This window comes from Streptococcus sp. C300 (genome assembly GCF_000187645.1).
Lineage (GTDB): Bacteria > Bacillota > Bacilli > Lactobacillales > Streptococcaceae > Streptococcus > Streptococcus oralis_CQ.
This window is the reverse complement of sequence record NZ_GL732467.1, coordinates 111498-133261: the sequence shown is the minus strand read 5'-3', so window position 1 is coordinate 133261 and position 21764 is coordinate 111498. Positions and strand designations below refer to the sequence as shown.

Below are 21764 nucleotides of genomic sequence, written 5' to 3'. Positions count from 1 at the left end.
CCTTTTATCAAACGTATGCACGATCAAGGGCTCATTGCTTCCATTTCTGTTGGTGTCAAGGATTACGAGTATGACTTTGTTAGCCAGCTCAAGGCTGATGCTCCTGAGTACATCACAATTGATATTGCTCACGGTCATGCGGATAGCGTGATTTCTATGATTCAGCACATCAAGAAAGAATTACCAGGTACATTTGTCATTGCTGGAAATGTGGGAACGCCAGAAGCTGTGCGTGAATTGGAAAATGCTGGTGCGGATGCTACTAAGGTAGGAATCGGTCCTGGTAAGGTTTGTATCACAAAGGTCAAGACTGGTTTTGGTACAGGTGGTTGGCAGTTGGCTGCCCTACGCTGGTGTGCCAAGGCTGCACGTAAACCGATTATTGCTGATGGTGGGATTCGTACTCATGGTGATATTGCCAAGTCTATCCGTTTCGGTGCCAGCATGGTCATGATCGGTTCCCTTTTTGCAGGACATATCGAAAGCCCAGGAAAGACGATTGAAGTCGACGGCGAACAGTTCAAAGAATACTATGGTTCAGCTTCTCAATACCAAAAGGGAGCATATAAAAATGTGGAAGGTAAGCGCATCTTACTGCCTGCTAAAGGGCATTTGCAAGACACCCTTACTGAGATGGAGCAGGACTTACAAAGTGCTATCTCTTATGCAGGTGGACGCAAAGTTGCGGACCTCAAACATGTTGATTATGTTATCGTGAAAAACTCTATCTGGAACGGGGATGCTTCACACTAACGGACGCTTAGTTTACCCATAAAAAACTTGTTATTAGAGCAAATTTCTGTTATAATAAGACAAGTTTCCACCCTTAGTGTAATGGATATCACGTAAGATTCCGGTTCTTGAGATGGGGGTTCGATTCCCTCAGGGTGGATGTAAATAGCCTATGAAAGCCTTAAATAAGGCTTTTTATTTATCCTGCCTCAAATTTGCCCCTAAAAATGAAAAGTTTGTTCTAAAAATGCTCAAATCCCCTCTAGTCCCGTTTTAAAGTGACTCAGGGGGCTTTTTTTGATATAATAAAAGAGACTGTTATCAGTTAGAAAGAGGTTGGTATGAAAGAATTACAAACTGTACTAAAGAAGCGTTTTGCAATCGAATTTGCAGATAAAAAGCTACTAGAAACTGCCTTTACTCATACGAGTTATGCCAATGAGCACCGCCTCTTAAAAATTTCACACAATGAGCGCTTGGAATTTTTAGGAGACGCTGTTCTGCAATTATTGATTTCAGAATATCTGTATAAAAAATATCCTAGGAAACCAGAGGGAGATTTGTCTAAACTCCGTGCTATGATTGTCCGTGAGGAGAGTTTGGCTGGTTTTGCGCGTGATTGCCAGTTTGATCAGTTTATCAAGCTAGGAAAAGGGGAAGAAAAGTCTGGTGGGCGCAATCGTGACACCATTCTTGGCGATGCCTTTGAAGCCTTTCTGGGAGCATTGCTTTTAGACAAGGATGTTGCTAGGGTAAAAGAGTTCATCTATCAAGTCATGATTCCCAAGGTTGAAGCAGGTGACTTTGAAATGATTAAGGATTACAAGACACACCTGCAAGAGTTGCTCCAGGTTAATGGCGATGTGGATATTCGCTACCAGGTGACCTCTGAGACGGGGCCTGCCCATGATAAAGTTTTTGATGTAGAAGTTCTTGTTGAGGGCAAGAGTATCGGAAAAGGTCAAGGCCGTTCTAAAAAATTAGCAGAGCAAGAGGCCGCCAAAAATGCAGTTGAGAAAGGGCTGGATTCATGTATTTAAAGGAGATTGAGATTCAGGGATTCAAGTCCTTTGCTGACAAGACCAAGGTCGTCTTTGATCAAGGTGTGACAGCTGTTGTTGGGCCCAATGGTTCTGGGAAGTCAAATATCACAGAAAGTCTGCGATGGGCCTTGGGAGAGTCTAGTGTCAAGAGTCTTCGTGGTGGTAAGATGCCCGACGTTATCTTTGCTGGGACCGAAAGTCGTAAGCCACTCAATTATGCCTCTGTTATCGTGACCTTAGACAATGAAGATGGCTTCATCAAGGATGCAGGGCAAGTCATTAAGGTAGAACGCCATATCTATCGTAGTGGTGATAGCGAGTATCGGATTGATGGCAAAAAAGTGCGCTTGCGTGATGTGCACGACCTCTTCTTGGATACCGGTTTGGGTCGGGATTCCTTCTCCATCATTTCCCAAGGGAAGGTTGAGGAAATTTTTAACTCCAAGCCCGAAGAACGCCGTGCTATTTTTGAAGAAGCTGCTGGAGTTTTAAAATACAAGACTCGTCGAAAAGAAACAGAAAGCAAACTGCAACAAACTCAGGACAATCTCGACCGCTTAGAGGACATTATCTACGAGTTGGACAATCAAATCAAGCCCCTTGCAAAACAAGCCGAGAATGCGCGCAAGTTTCTTGACTTGGATGGTCAACGCAAGACGATTTATTTGGATGTACTGGTTGCCCAAATCAAGGAAAACAAAACTGAACTAGAGCTAACAGAAGAAGAGTTAACGCAGGTTCAGGAACTCTTGACCAGTTATTACCAAAAGCGTGAAGAGTTAGAAGAGGAAAATCAAAGTCTTAAAAAGAAACGCCAGGATCTCCAAGCTCAAATGGCCAAGGATCAAGGAAGTTTGATGGATTTGACTAGTTTGATCAGTGACTTAGAGCGAAAACTAGCCCTATCCAAACTGGAATCCGAGCAAGTTGCCCTTAATCAACAAGAAGCACAAACCCGTTTGACTGCTTTGGAAGATAAGAGGAAGGCTCTAAGTAAGGAAAAGGCTGAAAAAGAAGGGAATTTGGAACAGTTAGAGGAAAGTCTAGCTGAAAATAACAAGGAACTCAATCGCTTAGAAGCAGAATTGCTAGCTTTTTCAGATGATCCTGACCAGATGATTGAGCTCTTGCGCGAACGCTTTGTCGCTCTTTTACAAGAAGAAGCGGATGTCTCAAACCAACTGACCCGCATCGAGAATGAGTTGGAAAACAGCCGTCAACTATCTCAAAAACAAGCAGACCAACTTGAGAAGTTGAAAGAACAACTGGCTACAGCTAAAGAGAAGGCCAGTCAACAACAGGCTGAGCTTGAATCTGCCAAGGAGCAGGTTCAGAAATTATTGGCAGACTACCAAGCTAGTTCCAAGGAACAAGAGGAGCAGAAAGTTTCTTACCAAGCCCAGCAGAGCCAACTCTTTGATCGTCTAGACAGTCTCAAAAACAAGCAGGCTAGAGCCCAGAGTTTAGAAAACATCCTAAGAAATCATAGTAATTTTTATGCGGGTGTTAAGAGTGTTCTTCAAGAAAAAGCCCGTCTTGGTGGGATCATTGGTGCAGTCAGTGAACATTTGACCTTTGATGTGCATTATCAAACTGCCCTAGAGATTGCGCTTGGAGCTAGCAGTCAGCATATCATCGTAGAAGATGAAAACGCGGCAACCAAGGCGATTGATTTCCTAAAACGTAACAGAGCTGGTCGTGCAACCTTTCTTCCACTGACGACTATCAAGGCTCGTACCATTTCTAGTCAGAATCAAGATGCTATCGCAGCAAGTCCAGGATTTCTGGGAATGGCAGATGAGTTGGTGTCGTTTGATAAGAGACTAGAAGCCATTTTCAAAAACTTGCTTGCTACAACGGCTATCTTTGATACTGTAGAACATGCGCGTGCCGCAGCTCGTCAAGTTCGCTATCAGGTTCGCATGGTGACGCTTGATGGTACCGAATTGCGCACAGGTGGTTCCTACGCGGGGGGTGCCAATCGTCAAAACAACAGTATTTTCATCAAGCCAGAGCTGGAGCAATTACAAAAAGAAATTGCTAAAGAAGAAGCTGACTTGCGGTCAGAAGAAGCGAGTTTGAAGACCTTGCAAGATGAGATGGCGGTATTGGCAGAAAGATTAGAAGCTATCAAATCTCAGGGTGAGCAAGCTCGTATTCAGGAGCAAGGCTTGTATCTTGCTTATCAACAAACCAATCAGCAGGTCGAAGAACTGGAAACGCTTTGGAAACTTCAAGAAGAGGAATTAAATCGCCTTACTGAAGGAGATTGGCAAGCGGATAAGGAAAAATGCCAAGAGCGCCTTGCTACTATTGCTAGAGAAAAGCAAAATTTGGAAGCTGAGATTGAAGAGATTAAGTCTAACAAAAACGCTATTCAAGAACGCTATCAAAACTTGCAGGAGCAAGTAGCGCAAGCACGCTTGCTTAAGTCAGAACTGCAAGGACAAAAGCGGTATGAAGTGACTGATATTGAACGCCTAGGTAAGGAATTGGATAATCTCAATTTTGAACAAGAGGAAATCCAGCGTTTATTCCAAGAAAAGGTTGATAATCTTGAGAAGGTTGATACGGATCTGCTTAGTCAGCAGGCGGAAGAGGCCAAAACTCAGAAAACAAACCTCCAACAAGGTTTGATTCGCAAGCAGTTTGAGTTGGATGATATCGAAGGTCAACTGGATGATATTTCCAGCCATTTGGATCAAGCTCGTCAGCAGAATGAGGAGTGGATTCGCAAACAAACACGTGCTGAAGCCAAGAAAGAAAAGCTCAGCGAACGCTTGCGCTATCTACAAGCTCAATTAACTGACCAGTACCAGATCAGCTACACTGAGGCTCTAGAAAAAGCGCATGAGTTGGAAAATCTCAATCTGGCAGAGCAAGAAGTTAAAGAACTTGAAAAGGCTATTCGCTCACTGGGTCCAGTCAACTTGGACGCAATTGACCAGTACGAAGAAGTTCACAACCGTCTGGACTTCCTCAATAGTCAACGAGATGATATTTTGTCTGCTAAAAACCTACTTCTTGAGACCATCACAGAGATGAATGATGAGGTTAAGGAACGCTTTAAATCAACCTTTGAGGCTATTCGTGAGTCCTTTAAAGTAACCTTTAGACAGATGTTTGGTGGAGGTCAGGCAGACTTGATATTGACTGAGGGCGATCTTTTAACAGCTGGTGTGGAGATTTCTGTTCAACCACCAGGCAAGAAAATCCAGTCTCTCAATCTTATGAGTGGTGGTGAAAAAGCCCTATCAGCCTTGGCCTTGTTGTTCTCCATCATTCGAGTCAAAACTATTCCTTTTGTTATCTTGGACGAGGTAGAGGCAGCGCTGGACGAAGCCAATGTCAAACGTTTTGGGGATTACCTCAACCGCTTTGACAAGGATAGTCAGTTTATCGTCGTAACCCACCGTAAGGGGACGATGGCGGCAGCGGACTCTATCTATGGAGTTACCATGCAAGAATCAGGTGTTTCTAAGATTGTTTCGGTTAAGTTAAAAGATTTAGAAGAAACAATAGACTAGTTACCAAATGATAGCATCTCTTAGGAGGTGCTATTTTTTTAAACTAAAGTGCTAAATTTTCTCTTACGGTCAGTTCAGGCGCAAAAAACGACATTTGGGATTTCCTCTTAGCGAAAAGACTTTCTCTATGATATAATAGTTTCATGATTACAACAGTACCTATTAAGAACGAAAAAGATATTGCAGTACCAGGTAATACAGTCCTTGTACTAGGTTATTTTGATGGCATCCACAAGGGACATCAGAAACTCTTTGAAGTGGCCAGCAAGGCTTCGATGAAGGATTATCTGCCAGTTGTCGTGATGACTTTTACAGAATCGCCAAAACTTGCCTTACAACCTTACCAACCTGAACTCATGCTCCATATCGTCAATCACGAAGAACGGGAGCACAAGATGAAGTGGCACGGAGTAGAGGCTCTATTCTTACTTGACTTTAGTAGCAAATTTGCCAATCTAACAGGGCAGGAATTCTTTGATACCTATATCAGGGCTTTAAAACCAGCGATTATTGTAGCAGGATTTGACTATACCTTTGGCTCTGATAAGAAAACTGCGGATGACCTGAAGGATTATTTTGATGGAGAGATCATCATTGTTCCTCCAGTTGAGGATGAAAAGGGCAAGATTAGTTCTACACGGATTCGTCAGGCAATTCTTGATGGAGATGTAAAGGAAGTCAAGCATCTGCTCGGCACTCCGCTCCCATCTCGTGGAATGGTCGTTCATGGAAATGCTCGTGGGCGGACTATTGGTTATCCAACAGCCAATCTGGTCCTAAGAGATCGAACCTATATGCCGGCAGACGGTGTTTACGTAGTCGATGTCGAAGTGCAACGTCAAAGATATCGTGGCATGGCGAGCGTTGGTAAAAATGTTACCTTTGATGGAGAAGAACCACGCTTTGAAGTCAATATTTTCGATTTTTCAGATGATATTTACGGTGAGACCGTCATGGTCTACTGGCTGGACCGTGTCCGAGATATGGTCAAATTCGACTCCGTAGAGGAACTGGTAGACCAACTCCAGAAAGACGAAGAGATTGCTCGAAACTGGAAGGGTGGAGAGTGAGAGTTTTCTATCAATTCGAAAGAGTAGATAGAATGAAATTCATATAATGGACAAAAAAAGTAGCCTTGTCAGGCTACTTTTTTATTGAAACACGCGATAGACATAAGGATTTTCTGGTTTATCTACTTTTGTGAAACTCTCAACCTCTAGTGTTGGGAGTTTTTGTTTGAGTTCTTTATGGTAGTAGAGGGTCAGGGTTCCTCTAGCGGTGATCCAAGCATTGTCAGGATACTGGCGTGAGTTCCCCTTGGTCAGGAGTCCATATACACCAGAATCGGCGATACAGTGGATAATCCCAAAGCGAAAGAGGAACTGACTATCTGGATGGCTAGGATCGTTATAAACAAAGCCTGTAAACTCGATTTTCTTTCCCTCAAACTCTTGAGGGTAGTCATAGAGAACTTCCATGACCTCCATATAGTTTTCATCAGTGACTTGAATGGTTGGCTGGGAGATGTATTTATCAGCTGTAGACCTCATTTCCTTTTCATAAGCAGATTTGGAAAAATAGGTGCTGGTATCGGGTTTGAGGTATTGACTGGATGTTCCTTCGCTTGCCTGAATGGCTGTGTTGATTCCCTCAGCAAGTGGGAAATGGTATCCCTTAGCAGACACGGTTCTCGAGTCCAAACTTACGGTAGGAAAGGCAACCCCAATCAAGAGAGGTAGTGACAGTAAAAGGATGCTGATTCGTCTAGATCGACGACTTTCCAAATGGCTGTGAGAGTTGATTTTCTTGATCCAGATATAGAATTGGACCAGAGCCAACAGAAGAGAAAGGACCATGGAGATATAGACTAGATAGGAATAGTGGAGGTTGATGTAGTGACTGAGCTTGCCAGATAGCTGCAGATACAGAGTTAGGGCAAAATAACCCAGTAAAATGAAAAATCGGATCATAGCATCACTCCTATCATGTAAGAATAAAGCAAGACAAGAACTGTCACGATGCACATGAATTGCCAGATGAAGCGCGCTTTGAGATAGTGCTTCATCATGAGGAGATTTTTGATATCGAGCATGGGGCCGATGACCAGAAAGGCAAGAACAGGAGCAAGACCAAAGCTCGAGAGGAGAGAAGCACCGATAAAGGCATCCGCCTCACTACAGAGGGAAAGGAGAAAGGCAAGAAACATGAGCAAGAGAATCGCAAGGACTGGACTAGCACTGATAGAGGTGAGGATCCGAGTCGGGACATAGACTTGCACGATAGCAGCAAAGAGACAACCAAAGACCAAGTAACGCCCCATATCGAAAAACTCGTCAATAGCCTGTATAAAGACCTGAAAGACTTTTCTAGCGGGAGTCAAGTGTGAAAAGTCATGTTCATGACAAGCAATAGGATTCTCTTTTTGAATGGGTTCCTTCCAGAAAAATCCTAGGAAAATCCCAAGCACCAAAGCAATCACAATAGCTCCCAGCGCTCGCAAGAAGGCAAATTTTATTGAATTGCCAAAGGCAGAATAAGTGGCGAAAAGAACGATAGGATTGATGATGGGAGCAGTCACCAGAAAGGGAACGGCCGTGTAGCTGGGCACTTTCTTTTCCAGAAAACGATTGATAATCGGAACGATTCCACACTCGCAGGATGGGAAGAGAAAGCCGATGAAGGTACCAAAAAAGATCCTCCCCCAACGATTGCGAGGGAGAAACTCAGTGACTTTATCTGGTGTGATGTAGACTTCAATCCAGCCGGAAATAATACTACCAATCAAAACAAAAGGAAGGGCTTCGATGATGATGGAGAGAAAAATGGCCCCTGCTTGTAAGATGCTAGGAGGAAGAGATTGGAAAATCGTCATCTATTTTTTCTTCTCAACTTTTTCTTTTTTGTTTTTGTCATCTGGGAAAGTGACTTGTGTTAAGTCAGGAAGTTTGGCGAATTCTTCAAACATCTTGTCCAAATCATCCGTTTTTGTAAATTTAACAGCCATGGGCCTACCTCTTTTCTAAATGTTACCTCTATTATACTATTATTTTGCGGAAAAGGGATTATTTTGATAATCAAAGAGGTAAAAAAGGGTAGGACGAAACAAGGGCTGTTCCTTATGGTATAATAGATTTATGGATAAAAAATATGAAAAAATCTCCCAAGATTTGGGTGTAACCTTAAAGCAAATCGATACTGTTCTAAGTTTAACGGCTGAAGGGGCGACAATTCCCTTCATCGCACGTTATCGGAAGGACATGACTGGTAGTTTGGATGAGGTGGCGATTAAGGCCATTATCGACTTGGATAAAAGTCTGACAAATCTCAATGACCGTAAAGAAGCTGTCTTGGCTAAGATTCAAGAACAAGGAAAGCTAACTAAGGAATTGGAAGCAGCTATCCTGGCAGCTGAAAAATTAGCAGACGTAGAAGAACTCTACCTTCCTTATAAGGAAAAACGTCGGACCAAGGCAACCATTGCCCGTGAAGCTGGACTCTTTCCTCTTGCTTGCTTGATTTTGCAAAACGTAGATGGCTTAGAGAAAGAAGCTGAGAAGTTTGTCTGTGAAGGATTTGCGACTGGTCAAGAAGCCTTGGCTGGTGCGGTTGATATCTTGGTCGAAGCCTTATCGGAAGATGTGACTTTGCGTTCACTGACCTATCAAGAAGTGTTGAGACACTCTAAAATCACTTCGCAAGTCAAGGATGAAAGCCTTGATGAAAAACAAGTTTTTCAGATTTACTATGATTTTTCAGAGACAGTTGGCAACATGCAGGGTTATCGTACCTTGGCTCTCAATCGTGGGGAGAAACTAGGTGTCTTAAAAGTCGGCTTCGAACATGCGACAGACCGTATCTTATCATTCTTTGCTGCTCGTTTCAAGGTGAAAAATGCCTATATAGATGAAGTTGTTCAACAGTCAGTTAAGAAAAAGGTCTTGCCTGCTATTGAGCGACGCATTCGGACAGAATTAACTGAGAAAGCAGAAGAAGGAGCTATCCAACTCTTTTCTGACAACCTGCGTAATCTCCTATTGGTTGCTCCGCTGAAAGGGCGCGTGGTTCTAGGATTTGACCCCGCCTTTCGTACAGGTGCCAAGCTGGCTGTTGTTGATGCAACAGGGAAAATGCTGACGACTCAGGTCATTTATCCTGTCAAACCAGCATCAGCTCGTCAGATCGAAGAAGCCAAGCGAGACTTGGCAGACTTGATTGGTCAGTATAGTGTCGAAATTATTGCTATCGGAAATGGAACTGCCAGTCGTGAAAGTGAAGCCTTTGTAGCGGAAGTTCTGAAAGATTTTCCTGAGGTCAGCTATGTCATCGTCAATGAAAGTGGCGCTTCTGTCTACTCTGCCAGCGAACTTGCTCGTCAGGAGTTTCCAGGATTAACTGTTGAAAAACGCTCTGCTATCTCTATCGCTCGACGTTTGCAAGATCCGCTTGCTGAATTGGTCAAAATCGATCCCAAGTCAATCGGTGTCGGCCAGTACCAGCACGATGTCAGTCAGAAGAAACTGTCTGAAAGTCTGGACTTTGTCGTTGATACGGTGGTTAACCAGGTCGGTGTCAATGTCAATACAGCCAGCCCAGCACTTCTCTCCCATGTAGCTGGACTCAATAAAACTATCTCTGAAAATATCGTCAAATACCGTGAAGAAGAAGGAAAAATCACTTCACGCGCTCAAATTAAGAAAGTTCCTCGCCTGGGAGCTAAAGCCTTTGAGCAGGCTGCAGGTTTCCTCCGTATCCCGGAAAGTAGCAATATCCTTGATAATACAGGAGTTCACCCAGAAAACTATGCTGCGGTTAAGGAGCTCTTCAAACGCTTGGATATCAAGGACTTGAATGAAGAAGCACAAAATAAGCTTAAGTCCCTATCAGTCAAGGAGATGGCGCAAGAACTGGATCTTGGACCAGAAACGCTTAAAGATATCATTGCCGACCTTCTCAAACCAGGTCGTGATTTTCGTGACTCTTTTGATGCACCTGTTCTCCGTCAAGATGTACTGGATATCAAGGACTTAAAAGTCGGCCAGAAGCTAGAAGGTGTGGTGCGTAATGTTGTTGATTTCGGTGCATTCGTTGATATTGGGATTCACGAGGACGGTTTAATTCATATTTCTCATATGAGTCGTAAATTTATCAAACATCCTAGTCAAGTGGTATCAGTCGGAGATTTGGTAACGGTTTGGGTCAAGAAAATCGATACCGAACGTGAAAAAGTCAATCTGTCGCTCTTAGCTCCAGATGAAACTGACTGAGTACGTTCAGTCTGTTTCCCTCGAAGACTTTGGTAGACCTTTTACCCACCAAGCCCAGTGGAATTCTCGTCTGCGAACGACAGGTGGACGATTTTTCCCCAAGGATGGGAATTTGGATTTTAATCCCAAGGTCTATAATGAGCTTGGTTTGGAAGTCTTTCGGAAAATCGTGCGCCATGAACTCTGTCACTATCACCTTTATTTTCAGAAAAAGGGTTATCGCCATAAGGACCGAGATTTTAAGGCACTTTTGAAAGAAGTGGATGGACTGCGCTTTGTCCCACCTCTGAAAGACCAAAGTACCTACCTAGTTTATCAGTGTCAATCCTGCCAGCAACGCTATCAACGCAAGAGGAAGGTTGATACAAAACGCTATCGCTGTGGCGTCTGCCGTGGCAAACTCGTCATCTTAAATCGGCCTAAGGACTGATGTTTGTGAACCTGTTTCATGCTATACTACTTGTAAGAATACCGAAAGAGGAAACAATCATGAATACAAAATTTTATAAAATGAGACGAAATCGTATGGTGTCAGGAGTTTTAGCTGGGCTATCAGACAAGTGGAATTTTGATGTAACCCTAGTCCGCTTTCTCTTCGCCATTTTTACCGTAGCAAATTTTGGAATTGGTGTGATAATCTACATCATCCTTGCCTCTATCCTGCCAACTAAGGAAGAAATCGATGCCGAAATGTACGGAACAGGACCACGCAAACGTAAGGAAGCCCAAGCCATTGAAGACAATGATGGCTGGTTTTGGTGATAATAATAGAAGCAGGAACTTCGTCCGATTGGACGAGGTTTTTTTAAACTTGTCAAATCAAATCTTGAAATGGTATAATAAATCAGTGAATACAATAATTTAGAGAGATTAATATGGCTAACGAAAATAAAACGTTTGAATTACAAAGTTCTGAAATTGACTTTGACTATGAACAATTACTTGAATTAGAAAGTTCTTTAGAAAATAACCTTAAGGATGTTGTTGAACATATAGATCAACTTGATATAGACAGAGAGAAATTACAAAACAATGAATACCTTCAAGAATCTATTGAAAATATAGTTTGGGAGCAAGTACAACTTCAACTTGCTGCCCAAATAGGTGAAGAGTTTATTAAAGATAACAACGGTCAAACTCTAGATTTACGAAAAGATGCACATATACAAACCGCTGAAAATTTTGAAAAAGGAAAACTAGCAACTCATAATAGAGATGTCGATTATAAAGAAAGATATGATAGATGGCAAGATAACTTCACTACTAATAAAAAAGGAGAAAGAGTTCTAAAAACTGATGCTCGTGAGTTTTTTGACAAAGGAAGAGACAAAGGTTCAGGAGCAGTTCATAAAGATCATACAGTTTCTATAAAGGAGCAATTGAATGATATTGAAATGTCTACATTTTTTTCTAAAGAGGAAGTAAAAGAGTTTGCTAATAGTTCTAAGAATTTACATGATTTAGACGCTTCTGCTAATATGTCTAAAGGCGACAAAACTATGAAAGAATTTTTGGACTCTGAAAGGAATGGATTGAAACCAGAAGAACGTTTTAATATTGATAGAAAACAGTTAGAGAAAGATGATCGAGAGGCTAGAGAAGAACTTCATAAAAGAAAACAAGAGAATAAAGAAAAAGCTATTCAATCTGGTAAAAAATCACGGCGTGAAGAGGTGTTAAAAGTTTCCGGAAAAGCTTTGAAAGCAGCGCTTTTACAATTACTATCAGAATTTTTGCGAGAGTTAATTTCAAAATTTATCTCTTGGCTTAAAGATACAGAAAGAAACTTATCAACTTTTATTGAAAAGATAAAAGATGCCATCATTTCATTTGTAAACAACTTATCAAATCACTTATTAAACATTGGGAAATCAGTGGTTACGATGATAGCTTCTGCGATAGTTGGACCTGTAATTAACACTTTTCTAAAAGCATGGACATTTATACACCAAGGTTGGAAGTCATTAAAAGAAGCGATTGATTATCTAAACAATCCGGATAACAAAGAAAAAAGTGTTCAGATTATGATGCTAGAGATAGGTAAAATTGTTGTTGCTGGTTTATCGGCTACTGGGGCAATTGTACTAGGAGAAACTCTAGGAGCTTCTCTCACAGCTAGTTTTCCAGTCCTAGCTATTTCAATACCACTTTTGGGAACTATCGGTGGCCTGATTGGAACTTTTATGGGAGCAACTTTATCTGGAATAATTGGCGCTTTTGTATTAAAAATGATTGATCAGCAAATTGTTGATAAACAAATTGCGGACCTAAGTTCTGAAAAAATTGATCAAAAAAATGAAATGTTAGTGATTCAAAATCAATTGTTAGATGTAAAAAATATTAAACTAGAAGTTGAAAAAAATACAATCATTAATACCATTAAAGAAAGACATGATATGGCTGCTTCAATAATGAAAGAAAAGCTATCAGATATCTTTGCAGAATCTACAAGAGACGATAAAAGTGACTTTGATGAGATTGATGCATTATTACAAGAATTATTAGATTAGGGAGATAAATATGGAACAAGAAGTAATTGAGCAAGAACAGGAAAAATTTGAAATAAATATTAGCCCATATGACTTCAACGAAGCTAAAGAGCACCTGAAAGAATTTGCTGAACAGAGTCGAGATGAATTGTATTTTGATACAGTTAAAACTCACGATGATTTCTTTGGTTTTGAATTTACTGAGCATACGGTTACTGGTAAAGAGTTTAATACTTTAGTTGAACAAACTCAAAATTACATTTCAAAATTTTACGAAAAGCAACAAGAAACTATTGATGCGTTTAGTCAAGTGTATAAAGCTTTAGAGGGTCTAGATAAAGGTTATATTCAAGCGATTGTTACTACAGTAGCTGCAATTGAACATACCAATAAGAAAATTCAGCAAGAACAAGCTCGTATTGATAAAACGATCGAGAAGCAAGCATCTACACTCCAAGTACTAAAGCAATTTAAAGAAAAATTCAATGAAAACAATCATAAAGAAACCATTGAGGAACATAAAAGAATTCTATCTTCGTTAGATGAAAGAATTGATAAATTAGAACAATTCTCAGCTAAAATCCCTTTAGAACCTGTTTCATATACTGCTGAACTCGAGGAGCTTAGAAGAGACTTAGAAGAAAGTAAACAACAAATTCAATTTATTTCAAATCGTCTTCTTACACTCTTTATTGTATCAGGAGTATCTATCGGAATGTTGTTAATCACTTTACTTTTTATGTTTTTGAGGTAAATTATGACTGTATCTCGTGACAAGCTAATTGAGAGCGCCAAAAAATTGGATCGACAACTGGGTAATGAGTCGACTTTTCTCACAAAAGTGAATGAGATTATAATTGATCATTCAGACACAAATAAAGTAGCAGATTTATATAAATCTATATATTTATTTCAAAAAGAGAATAAAATAAGCAAGACAAGTCAAACGCTAAAAGAATTATCTGATAATTTTGCTTGTTATTTAGGTTACTCTTATCTTTTTGAAATACTAGGGAAGGAGTTAGGAAAACGCAACAACTCTTCTCTGGATGAATTGATGAAGGAATTAAATCAATTAGTTGGTTTACAAAAAGTTAAAGAGGAAGTTTCGAGGTTAGTTATATATCAAAAGGTTCAGTCCAAAAGAAAAGAGTCTGGGCTAAAAGTACCAAAGAGAACTTTACATATGGCGTTTATGGGGAATCCTGGTACTGGAAAGACGACAGTAGCCAGAATTGTAGGTCGGATGTATTATCAATTAGGCCTTCTTTCAAAGGGGCATTTTACCGAAGTCTCCAGAACAGATTTAATCGCTGGTTATCAAGGTCAAACTGCTTTAAAAGTAAAAAGTGTCATTGAAAAAGCAAAAGGTGGCGTTTTATTCATAGATGAAGCTTATAGTATTACAGAAAATGACAATACGGATTCATATGGACGTGAATGTTTAACAGAATTGACAAAGGCTTTAGAGGATTCAAGAGATGATTTAATTGTTATTGTTGCAGGATATACTGATCCAATGAATCATTTTTTTGAATCAAATCCTGGTTTGAAATCTCGCTTTAATTATTTTATTAATTTTGAAAATTATTCTTCTACAGAATTGTTAGATATTCTTGAAACTCTAGCAAGGAAAGATGACTACCAGATTGAGGACAAGCTAAAAGAAATATTATTAAATTATTTTAATGATAAGTTAGAAAGTAATCTCACTAATTTTTCTAACGGCCGTTTCGTTCGAAATCTTTATGAAGATTTAATAATGAATCAAGCTGTTCGAATAGATAAAAGTGAGAGTGTATCTTCAAAAGATTTAACTTTGTTGATAAAAGACGATTTTTCTTTAGAAGAAAACTGTTCTGCTTATATAGAAATATAATTAATTGAGAGAATACATCATCAAATCGTAGCTAAATTTCTTACTGATTGATGCAGACTGAATATCGAACCTTAACCCTTGCATCCGCAAGGGTTTTCTTCTTACCTTTCTTTTATGGTAAAATATTGATAGCGAAATTGCTTGATATTTTTCAATCTTACAAAAATGTAAGATTAAAGTCTCTTTTGTAAGGTTAGGTTATGGCAAGCTATCTTTTTTTGCGATAAACTAGACTCATAAAGAACAAAGGAGCAAAACCATGAAAAGAATTTCACAAAAGAAAACAAGAAAACCAAGTCAAAAAGATATCGAGCGTGTTCAACTGGGATGCGCTATGATGCAAGCACAGTTTCAAATGATGGGATATTAAGAAGGAGAAAATCATGACACTTTTAGATGTAAAACACGTTCAAAAAATCTACAAAACACGTTTTCAAGGAAACCAAGTCGAAGCACTCAAAGATATTCACTTTACCGTAGAAAAGGGTGACTACGTTGCCATCATGGGTGAGTCCGGTTCAGGAAAGTCAACCCTGCTCAACATCCTAGCTATGCTGGATAAACCAACTCGAGGCCAGGTTTACCTAGACGGAACAGACACAGCCACTATTAAAAATTCACAGGCTTCGAGTTTCCGTCGTGAGAAGTTGGGATTTGTCTTCCAAGACTTTAACTTGCTAGATACCCTGTCTGTTAAGGACAATATCTTGCTTCCGTTAGTTCTATCACGAAAACCTATTACGGAGATGATGAAGAAATTGGTAGTGACAGCTGAAAATTTGGGTATCAACCAATTACAAGAGAAGTACCCTTACGAGATCTCAGGAGGTCAAAAACAGCGGGTAGCAGTAGCACGCGCCATCATCACTGAACCTGAAATTCTCCTTGCGGATGAGCCAACTGGGGCACTTGACTCCAAGTCATCTGCAGCTCTTCTAGATGTTTTTGATGAAATCAATGAGCGCGGGCAAACCATTCTCATGGTAACCCACTCAACAGCTGCAGCTAGCAGGGCCAAGCGCGTTCTCTTTATCAAGGACGGCATTCTTTACAACCAAATCTACCGTGGAGACAAGACAGAGCGTCAGATGTTCCAGGAAATCTCTGATACTTTGACTGTTATGGCAAGCGAGGTGAATTAGTATGTTCCGATTAACCAATAAGTTAGCGGTATCCAACTTGATCAAAAACCGCAAACTCTACTATCCCTTTGCTTTAGCTGTTCTCTTAGCAGTGACCATCACCTATCTCTTTTACTCACTGTCGCTTAATCCTAACATTGGCAAGATCCGAGGGGGAGAAACTATCTCTATGACGCTTGCCCTCGGTATGGTGGTTGTTACCATCGCTTCTGGAATTATTGTACTTTATGCCAATAGTTTTGTCATGAAGAACCGCTCCAAGGAGCTGGGTGTATATGGTATGCTGGGGCTTGAAAAGCGCCATTTGATCAGTATGGTTTTTAAGGAGCTTCTTATTTTTGGTTCCTTAACCTTGACAGCTGGTCTCGGTCTAGGAGCTCTCTTTGATAAGCTAATCTTTGCCCTTCTTCTAAAGCTGATGAAGATGAAAGTGGAGCTCGTTTCTACTTTCCAACCAATTGTCTTTATCCTAGTTCTCATCGTCTTTGGAGCTATCTTCCTAGGTTTGATTTTTATCAATGCCTTTCGCATCGCACGCATGAATGCCCTTCAGCTCTCTCGTGAAAAAGCCAGTGGTGAGAAAAAAGGACGTTTCTTAGGTCTTCAAACCATTCTAGGTCTAATCAGTTTGGGAGCTGGTTATTACCTAGCGGTTACAGTTGAAAATCCACTTTCTGCTGTTCTGATTTTCTTCGTAGCAGTCTTGTTGGTAATTTTGGGAACTTATCTTCTCTTCAATGCAGGGATCACAGTTTTCCTACAAATCTTGAAGAAAAACAAGCGTTACTATTACCAACCTAACAACATGATTTCCGTATCCAATCTCATTTTTCGTATGAAGAAAAATGCGGTTGGTTTGGCGACGATTGCTATTCTTTCAACCATGGTCTTGGTGACAATGTCTGCTGCAACGAGTATCTTTAAAGGCTCTGAAACTTTCAAGAAAGTCATGAATCCACATGATTTTGGAATTACAGGACAGAATATTGAAAAAGAAGACATAAATAAACTCCTAGACCAGTATGCTAGTGATAAGGGATTGACTGTTACAAAGAAAGAAGTTCTTACATACAGTAGCTTTGGTGTAGCAAACCAAGAAGGTACGAAATTAACAATCTTTGACAAAGGTCAAAACCGTGTTCAACCGAAAACTGTTTTTATGGTCTTTGACCAAAAAGACTATGAGAATATGACGGGGCAAAAACTCGCACTTTCAGGAAAGGAAGTTGGATTGTTTACTAAAAACAAAGAACTTCAAGGACAGAAAGAACTGACTCTAAATAACCAGACCTACACGATCAAAGAAGAAATCAAAAAAGATTTTATTCTTGAACATGTCCCAAATCAGTACAATATTCTAACTTCGGACTATAACTATCTGGTTGTTCCTGACCTACAAGTCTTTCTTGACCAGCATCCTAATTCTTCCATCTTTAATCAATACTACGGTGGTATGAATGTAACAGCTAGTGAGGAAGAGCAACTCAAACTTGCCAACGACTATTCAAAATTCCTTGGTGATTTTAATAGAGAATTAAGCAAAGAAGGAAGCTATGTTTACGGAAGCAATCTAGCTGATAGCAGTGCGCAGATGAGTGCTCTCTTTGGTGGAGTCTTCTTCATCGGTATCTTCCTCTCTATCATCTTTATGGTGGGAACAGTTCTTGTCATCTACTACAAACAAATCTCTGAAGGCTATGAAGACCGTGAACGCTTTATTATTTTGCAAAAAGTCGGTCTCGATCAAAAGCAAATCAAGCAAACCATCAATAAACAGGTGCTAACTGTTTTCTTCCTCCCATTGCTCTTTGCCTTCCTACACCTTGCCTTTGCCTATCATATGCTTAGTCTCATCCTAAAAGTCATTGGGGTGCTAGATGCAACCATGATGCTGACTGTCACTCTGTCCATCTGTGCGATCTTCCTCATCGTCTACGTTTTGATTTTTATGATTACCTCAAGAAGCTATCGCAAGATTGTGCAAATGTAAAAAAGATACCTCGATGATTGTCGAGGTATTTCTTTTATTTTAAATGCTAAAGAGTTGTCCCAAGAGGAAGGTTACGCCCATGGTCAGAAGTCCGATACAGAGGTTGCGGATCATAGCTGTTTTCGTAGGAGCCTTGCCTAGTTTAGCACTGGTATAGCCAGTGACGAGAAGGGAAAGGGCCACGATAAAAACAGTAGCAGGAATACGATAGTCACTTGGAAAGACGGTGATTGAAAGCATAGGAGGAAGACTTCCCAGTACAAAGGCAATAAAGCTAGAGATAGCAGCATGCCAAGGATTGGTAAATTCTTCGTACTCGATACCGTATTTTTCCTCAACCAAGGCTTTGAGTGGATTTTTTAAAAAGGCCTTGTTGGTCAAAAGTTGGGCGGACGTTTCACACTCACCGTTTTGAAGATAGGCAGCATAGAGGGATTGTTTTGCAGATTCGATGTCCTTATCCAAGAGCAACTGTTCTCTAGCAACAGCGGCTTCTTCCGTGTCTTTCTGAGTGGATACAGAGACATATTCGCCACCGGCCATAGAAAAAGCACCAGCAAGGATAGCGGCCAATCCTGATAAAAAGATAATCCAGATATTGCTTGTCGCACTAGCAACCCCGATAACCACTCCAGCAATGGAAATAATCCCATCATTGGCACCCAGAACACCTGCGCGTAGGATATTAAGTCGGCCTGCAAAGTTTGCATCAATTTCATGTTTTATTTCAGTCATAGTCATCTCCTTTCTCTCCATTATAGAGAAAAGGGTAGGGGAATACAAACTTTTTAAACTATCTGAAAAAAGTTCTACGATTCTAATTTTTAGGCCCTTTGAAGTTTCTCCGAAAAAGTAGTGCTATCCTACTGTACTGGACCTTTTTAAACTTATCTATGGTATAATAGAAGATAGATTTATCAATTGGAGAATGAAAGATTTTATGATTAAACTTGTAGCAACCGATATGGATGGAACCTTTCTAGATGGAGAGGGTCGGTTTGATATGAAACGCCTCAAAAACGTACTTGTTTCCTACAAGGAAAAGGGGATTTATTTTGCAGTGGCTTCAGGTCGCGGTATCTTGTCCCTGAAAAAGTTGTTTGCGGATGTGTGTGATGAAGTGATTTTTATAGCTGAAAATGGGAGCTATGTTGAGTTTCATGGTGAGGATATGTATGAGGCTACTATGTCTCGGGATTTTTACTTGAGCACTTTTGAAGCTTTAAAGAAATCACCCTATTTTGATGAAAGAAAAATGTTGCTGACGGGGAAAAAAGCTTGTTATGTATTGGATACAGTCGATGAGACCTATCTCAAGTTTAGCCGTCACTACAATGAAAACATTCAAAAAGTAACGCGTCTGGAAGCTATTAAGGATGAGATTTTTAAATTCACTACGAACTTCACAGAAGATACGATAGAAGCTGGAGAGGCCTGGGTCAACAAAAACGTTCCTGGTGTAAAAGCCATGACAACAGGTTTTGAATCCATCGATATTGTCTTGGACTACGTTGATAAGGGTGTGGCTATTGTTGAGCTGGCAAAAAAACTTGTTCTAACCATGGATCAGGTCATGGCTTTTGGCGACAATCTCAATGACCTTCACATGATGCAGGTTGTGGGACACCCAGTCGCTCCTGAAAATGCGCGACCAGAGATTTTAGAATTAGCAGAAACAGTGATTGGCCACCATAAGGACCAGTCAGTGATGACTTATATGGAGGGCTTGTAATGGCAGATATTAAATTGATTGCATTGGACTTGGATGGTACCTTGCTGACAACGGATAAAAAGCTGACAGATCGTACCAAGGCGGTTCTCAAAGCTGCGCGTGACCGTGGCATTAAGGTAGTGCTGACAACAGGTCGACCTTTGAAGGCTATGGATTTCTTTCTCCATGAGCTAGGGACTGACGGTCAGGAGGATGAGTACACCATCACCTTTAATGGTGGTCTGGTACAGAAAAATACTGGAGAGATTCTCGATAAAACCGTCTTTTCAATCGACGATGTGGCACGCTTGTACGAGGAAACTGAAAAACTCGGATTACCGTTAGATGCTATTTCAGAAGGAACCGTCTATCAAATCCAGTCTGACCAAGAAAGTCTCTATGCTAAGTTCAACCCAGCCTTGACTTTCGTACCTGTCGCTTTTGAGGATCTATCTAGTCAGATGACATATAATAAATGTGTGACTGCCTTTGCCCAAGAACCTTTGGATGCAGCGATTCAACAGATTTCTCCAGACTTGTTTGACCAATATGAAATCTTCAAATCGCGTGAACTCTTATTGGAATGGTCGCCGAAAAACGTCCACAAGGCAACAGGTTTAGCGAAATTAATTAAACACTTAGGAATCGATCAAAGTCAAGTGATGGCTTGTGGTGACGAGGCCAATGATCTTTCTATGATTGAGTGGGCAGGTCTGGGAGTTGCTATGCAAAATGCAGTTCCTGCGGTTAAGGCAGTTGCCAATGTCATTACCCCCATGACCAACGACGAGGAAGCCGTTGCTTGGGCTATCGAAGAATACGTGCTAAAGGAGAACTAGAATATGGGATTATTTGACCGTCTATTCGGAAAAAAAGAAGAGCCAAAAATCGAAGATATTGTTAAAGAAGCTCTGGAAAATCTTGATTTGTCAGAAGAGGTTGAAGAAAACCAAACGGCAGTCGAAGAAACTTCTCAGGAAGAGACAACAAGAGACAAAGTGGAAGAAACACCTGCTCAAGAAGAAACCCCTCAGATCTTGACAGAAGAAGTTATTGAACTAGAAGCAGTCGAAGAAACTGCTCAGGAAGAGGTTGAGCTAGAATCTGATGAATTGGAACAATTCCAAGAGCCGGAAGAAATTCTAGAAGAAGAGAACCAAGAAACTGTAGAGTTCGAAGAAGGGTTAGCTTCTGAAGTAGTAGAAGAAGAACTTCCTCAGGTTGAAGAAACCGTACAGGAAAAATATGACCGCAGTCTCAAGAAAACCCGTACAGGATTCGGTGCTCGTTTGAATGCCTTCTTTGCCAACTTCCGTTCTGTCGATGAAGAATTCTTCGAGGAATTGGAAGAACTGCTCATCATGAGCGACGTCGGTGTGCAGGTCGCTTCAAACTTAACAGAAGAACTACGCTATGAAGCTAAACTCGAAAACGCTAAGAAGCCTGACGCACTTCGTCGTGTTATTATCGAGAAATTGGTTGAACTTTATGAGAAGGATGGCAACTACGATGAACAAATCCACTTCCAAGATGGTTTGACCGTCATGCTCTTTGTTGGTGTTAATGGTGTTGGGAAGACAACTTCTATCGGGAAATTGGCGCATGAGCATTCGATGAGTGACAACTACCACAGTCTGGTAGTCTCTATACTTAGCCATACATTCTAGAAACCGAGACTTCATTTCCGTAGCTGTCTCATATTGAATAGGACTATTAGAAAGTAACTCCCCCTTGTTTTCTAGAAATAGTGTTCTAGCCTCTTCAAATCTATCTATGCCTGATTCATAGACCTGCCATTCGTGTAACAAAGGCTCCACCCTCAAAGGAAGGCCAGTAGCACAAGATACATAAAAAGCCGTTTCTAAAGCTCTCGTTACTGCTGAAGTCACTAGTAGATTAGCCGATTGTAGCAAAGGATTTTGCCAAAGTTCCTGAGCTTGTTGCCGTCCTTTCTCAGATAAAGGTGCTAAATCCATCCCAAAACCTG

18 protein-coding genes, 1 tRNA gene and 2 pseudogenes are annotated in these 21764 nt (G+C 40.7%); 16 read left to right on the top strand and 5 right to left on the bottom strand.

The features are described 5' to 3' along the window. The 5 genes from guaC to HMPREF0849_RS05425 all read left to right on the top strand — a co-directional run. Positions 1-753, top strand: a 753-nt coding sequence (gene guaC, locus HMPREF0849_RS05445) for a GMP reductase (protein ID WP_000296859.1), incomplete at its 5' end; no start/stop codon positions are given. 67 nt (positions 754-820) lie between these two features. Beyond that, positions 821-892, top strand: a tRNA-Arg gene (locus HMPREF0849_RS05440). Between the two features lie 181 nt (positions 893-1073). After that, positions 1074-1772, top strand: a complete 699-nt coding sequence (gene rnc, locus HMPREF0849_RS05435; RefSeq protein ID WP_000661469.1) for a ribonuclease III — start codon at positions 1074-1076, stop codon at positions 1770-1772. Further along, positions 1763-5302 (top strand): chromosome segregation protein SMC, encoded by a 3540-nt coding sequence (gene smc, locus HMPREF0849_RS05430; RefSeq protein ID WP_000280899.1) that lies wholly within the window; start codon positions 1763-1765, stop codon positions 5300-5302. Before rnc ends, smc begins: the two co-directional genes overlap by 10 nt. Before the next feature lie 143 nt (positions 5303-5445). Next, positions 5446-6372: a bifunctional riboflavin kinase/FAD synthetase gene (locus HMPREF0849_RS05425; protein ID WP_000633648.1), complete on the top strand. Its 927-nt coding sequence runs from the start codon at positions 5446-5448 to the stop codon at positions 6370-6372. An 81-nt stretch (positions 6373-6453) separates the two neighbouring features. On the opposite strand, the gene HMPREF0849_RS05420 is transcribed toward HMPREF0849_RS05425, so the two are convergent. From HMPREF0849_RS05420 to HMPREF0849_RS10770, 3 genes are read right to left on the bottom strand one after another with little or no spacing between them, the layout of a single operon-like run. Further along, complete coding sequence (locus HMPREF0849_RS05420; protein ID WP_000617747.1) at positions 6454-7272, bottom strand: TIGR03943 family putative permease subunit; 819 nt, start codon at positions 7270-7272, stop codon at positions 6454-6456. Then, complete coding sequence (locus HMPREF0849_RS05415) at positions 7269-8174, bottom strand: permease (protein ID WP_000151870.1); 906 nt, start codon at positions 8172-8174, stop codon at positions 7269-7271. Before HMPREF0849_RS05415 ends, HMPREF0849_RS05420 begins: the two co-directional genes overlap by 4 nt. Continuing rightward, a complete protein-coding gene (locus tag HMPREF0849_RS10770) occupies positions 8175-8306 on the bottom strand; it encodes an SPJ_0845 family protein (protein WP_000268697.1) in 132 nt (43 codons plus the stop codon). Between the two features lie 130 nt (positions 8307-8436). On the opposite strand from HMPREF0849_RS10770, the gene HMPREF0849_RS05405 reads away from it, so the two are divergent. The 8 genes from HMPREF0849_RS05405 (at position 8437) to HMPREF0849_RS05370 (ending at position 18066) form a co-directional block, all read left to right on the top strand. Continuing rightward, positions 8437-10566, top strand: coding sequence for a Tex family protein (locus HMPREF0849_RS05405; RefSeq protein ID WP_000359109.1), 2130 nt, complete (start codon positions 8437-8439; stop codon positions 10564-10566). After that, positions 10553-10996 (top strand): SprT family protein, encoded by a 444-nt coding sequence (locus tag HMPREF0849_RS05400; protein WP_000778617.1) that lies wholly within the window; start codon positions 10553-10555, stop codon positions 10994-10996. Before HMPREF0849_RS05405 ends, HMPREF0849_RS05400 begins: the two co-directional genes overlap by 14 nt. A 59-nt stretch (positions 10997-11055) precedes the next feature. Then, positions 11056-11328 carry a PspC domain-containing protein gene (locus tag HMPREF0849_RS05395; protein ID WP_001092796.1) on the top strand — a complete coding sequence of 91 codons (273 nt, stop codon included), beginning with the start codon at positions 11056-11058 and terminating at the stop codon, positions 11326-11328. 113 nt (positions 11329-11441) lie between these two features. Then, positions 11442-13076, top strand: coding sequence for a hypothetical protein (locus HMPREF0849_RS05390; RefSeq protein ID WP_001262757.1), 1635 nt, complete (start codon positions 11442-11444; stop codon positions 13074-13076). Between the two features lie 10 nt (positions 13077-13086). Then, positions 13087-13809: a hypothetical protein gene (locus HMPREF0849_RS05385; protein ID WP_000434514.1), complete on the top strand. Its 723-nt coding sequence runs from the start codon at positions 13087-13089 to the stop codon at positions 13807-13809. 3 nt (positions 13810-13812) lie between these two features. Beyond that, complete coding sequence (locus HMPREF0849_RS05380; RefSeq protein WP_000218780.1) at positions 13813-14934, top strand: AAA family ATPase; 1122 nt, start codon at positions 13813-13815, stop codon at positions 14932-14934. 383 nt (positions 14935-15317) lie between these two features. Next, complete coding sequence (locus HMPREF0849_RS05375) at positions 15318-16076, top strand: ABC transporter ATP-binding protein (protein ID WP_000173365.1); 759 nt, start codon at positions 15318-15320, stop codon at positions 16074-16076. A gap of 1 nt (position 16077) precedes the next feature. Further along, positions 16078-18066, top strand: coding sequence for an FtsX-like permease family protein (locus HMPREF0849_RS05370; RefSeq protein ID WP_000489341.1), 1989 nt, complete (start codon positions 16078-16080; stop codon positions 18064-18066). 39 nt (positions 18067-18105) lie between these two features. Here the strand turns inward: HMPREF0849_RS05370 and HMPREF0849_RS05365 are convergent, their stop codons facing one another. Next, positions 18106-18801 carry a VIT1/CCC1 transporter family protein gene (locus HMPREF0849_RS05365; protein WP_000136037.1) on the bottom strand — a complete coding sequence of 232 codons (696 nt, stop codon included), beginning with the start codon at positions 18799-18801 and terminating at the stop codon, positions 18106-18108. Positions 18802-19006: 205 nt separating this feature from the next. Here HMPREF0849_RS05365 and HMPREF0849_RS05360 point away from each other — a divergent pair, with 205 nt between their 5' ends. The 3 genes and pseudogenes from HMPREF0849_RS05360 to HMPREF0849_RS10045 form a co-directional block, all read left to right on the top strand. Then, positions 19007-19798: a Cof-type HAD-IIB family hydrolase gene (locus HMPREF0849_RS05360; protein ID WP_009013626.1), complete on the top strand. Its 792-nt coding sequence runs from the start codon at positions 19007-19009 to the stop codon at positions 19796-19798. Then, positions 19798-20616: a Cof-type HAD-IIB family hydrolase gene (locus tag HMPREF0849_RS05355; RefSeq protein ID WP_000763417.1), complete on the top strand. Its 819-nt coding sequence runs from the start codon at positions 19798-19800 to the stop codon at positions 20614-20616. Before HMPREF0849_RS05360 ends, HMPREF0849_RS05355 begins: the two co-directional genes overlap by 1 nt. A gap of 3 nt (positions 20617-20619) precedes the next feature. After that, positions 20620-21423, top strand: a pseudogene (locus HMPREF0849_RS10045) (signal recognition particle receptor subunit alpha); the annotation flags it as partial. Here HMPREF0849_RS10045 and HMPREF0849_RS05345 read toward each other — a convergent pair. After that, positions 21364-21764: pseudogene (locus HMPREF0849_RS05345) on the bottom strand (histidine phosphatase family protein); the annotation flags it as partial. The pseudogenes HMPREF0849_RS10045 and HMPREF0849_RS05345 sit on opposite strands and share 60 nt — an antisense overlap.

Bases quoted from the DNA above. Each gene is read 5' to 3' on its own strand.
- rnc (WP_000661469.1), top strand. From the start codon at position 1,074: ATGAAAGAATTACAAACTGTACTAAAGAAGCGTTTTGCAATCGAATTT.
- smc (WP_000280899.1), top strand. From the start codon at position 1,763: ATGTATTTAAAGGAGATTGAGATTCAGGGATTCAAGTCCTTTGCTGAC.
- HMPREF0849_RS05425 (WP_000633648.1), top strand. From the start codon at position 5,446: ATGATTACAACAGTACCTATTAAGAACGAAAAAGATATTGCAGTACCA.
- HMPREF0849_RS05420 (WP_000617747.1), bottom strand. From the start codon at position 7,272: ATGATCCGATTTTTCATTTTACTGGGTTATTTTGCCCTAACTCTGTAT.
- HMPREF0849_RS05415 (WP_000151870.1), bottom strand. From the start codon at position 8,174: ATGACGATTTTCCAATCTCTTCCTCCTAGCATCTTACAAGCAGGGGCC.
- HMPREF0849_RS10770 (WP_000268697.1), bottom strand. From the start codon at position 8,306: ATGGCTGTTAAATTTACAAAAACGGATGATTTGGACAAGATGTTTGAA.
- HMPREF0849_RS05405 (WP_000359109.1), top strand. From the start codon at position 8,437: ATGGATAAAAAATATGAAAAAATCTCCCAAGATTTGGGTGTAACCTTA.
- HMPREF0849_RS05400 (WP_000778617.1), top strand. From the start codon at position 10,553: ATGAAACTGACTGAGTACGTTCAGTCTGTTTCCCTCGAAGACTTTGGT.
- HMPREF0849_RS05395 (WP_001092796.1), top strand. From the start codon at position 11,056: ATGAATACAAAATTTTATAAAATGAGACGAAATCGTATGGTGTCAGGA.
- HMPREF0849_RS05390 (WP_001262757.1), top strand. From the start codon at position 11,442: ATGGCTAACGAAAATAAAACGTTTGAATTACAAAGTTCTGAAATTGAC.
- HMPREF0849_RS05385 (WP_000434514.1), top strand. From the start codon at position 13,087: ATGGAACAAGAAGTAATTGAGCAAGAACAGGAAAAATTTGAAATAAAT.
- HMPREF0849_RS05380 (WP_000218780.1), top strand. From the start codon at position 13,813: ATGACTGTATCTCGTGACAAGCTAATTGAGAGCGCCAAAAAATTGGAT.
- HMPREF0849_RS05375 (WP_000173365.1), top strand. From the start codon at position 15,318: ATGACACTTTTAGATGTAAAACACGTTCAAAAAATCTACAAAACACGT.
- HMPREF0849_RS05370 (WP_000489341.1), top strand. From the start codon at position 16,078: ATGTTCCGATTAACCAATAAGTTAGCGGTATCCAACTTGATCAAAAAC.
- HMPREF0849_RS05365 (WP_000136037.1), bottom strand. From the start codon at position 18,801: ATGACTGAAATAAAACATGAAATTGATGCAAACTTTGCAGGCCGACTT.
- HMPREF0849_RS05360 (WP_009013626.1), top strand. From the start codon at position 19,007: ATGATTAAACTTGTAGCAACCGATATGGATGGAACCTTTCTAGATGGA.
- HMPREF0849_RS05355 (WP_000763417.1), top strand. From the start codon at position 19,798: ATGGCAGATATTAAATTGATTGCATTGGACTTGGATGGTACCTTGCTG.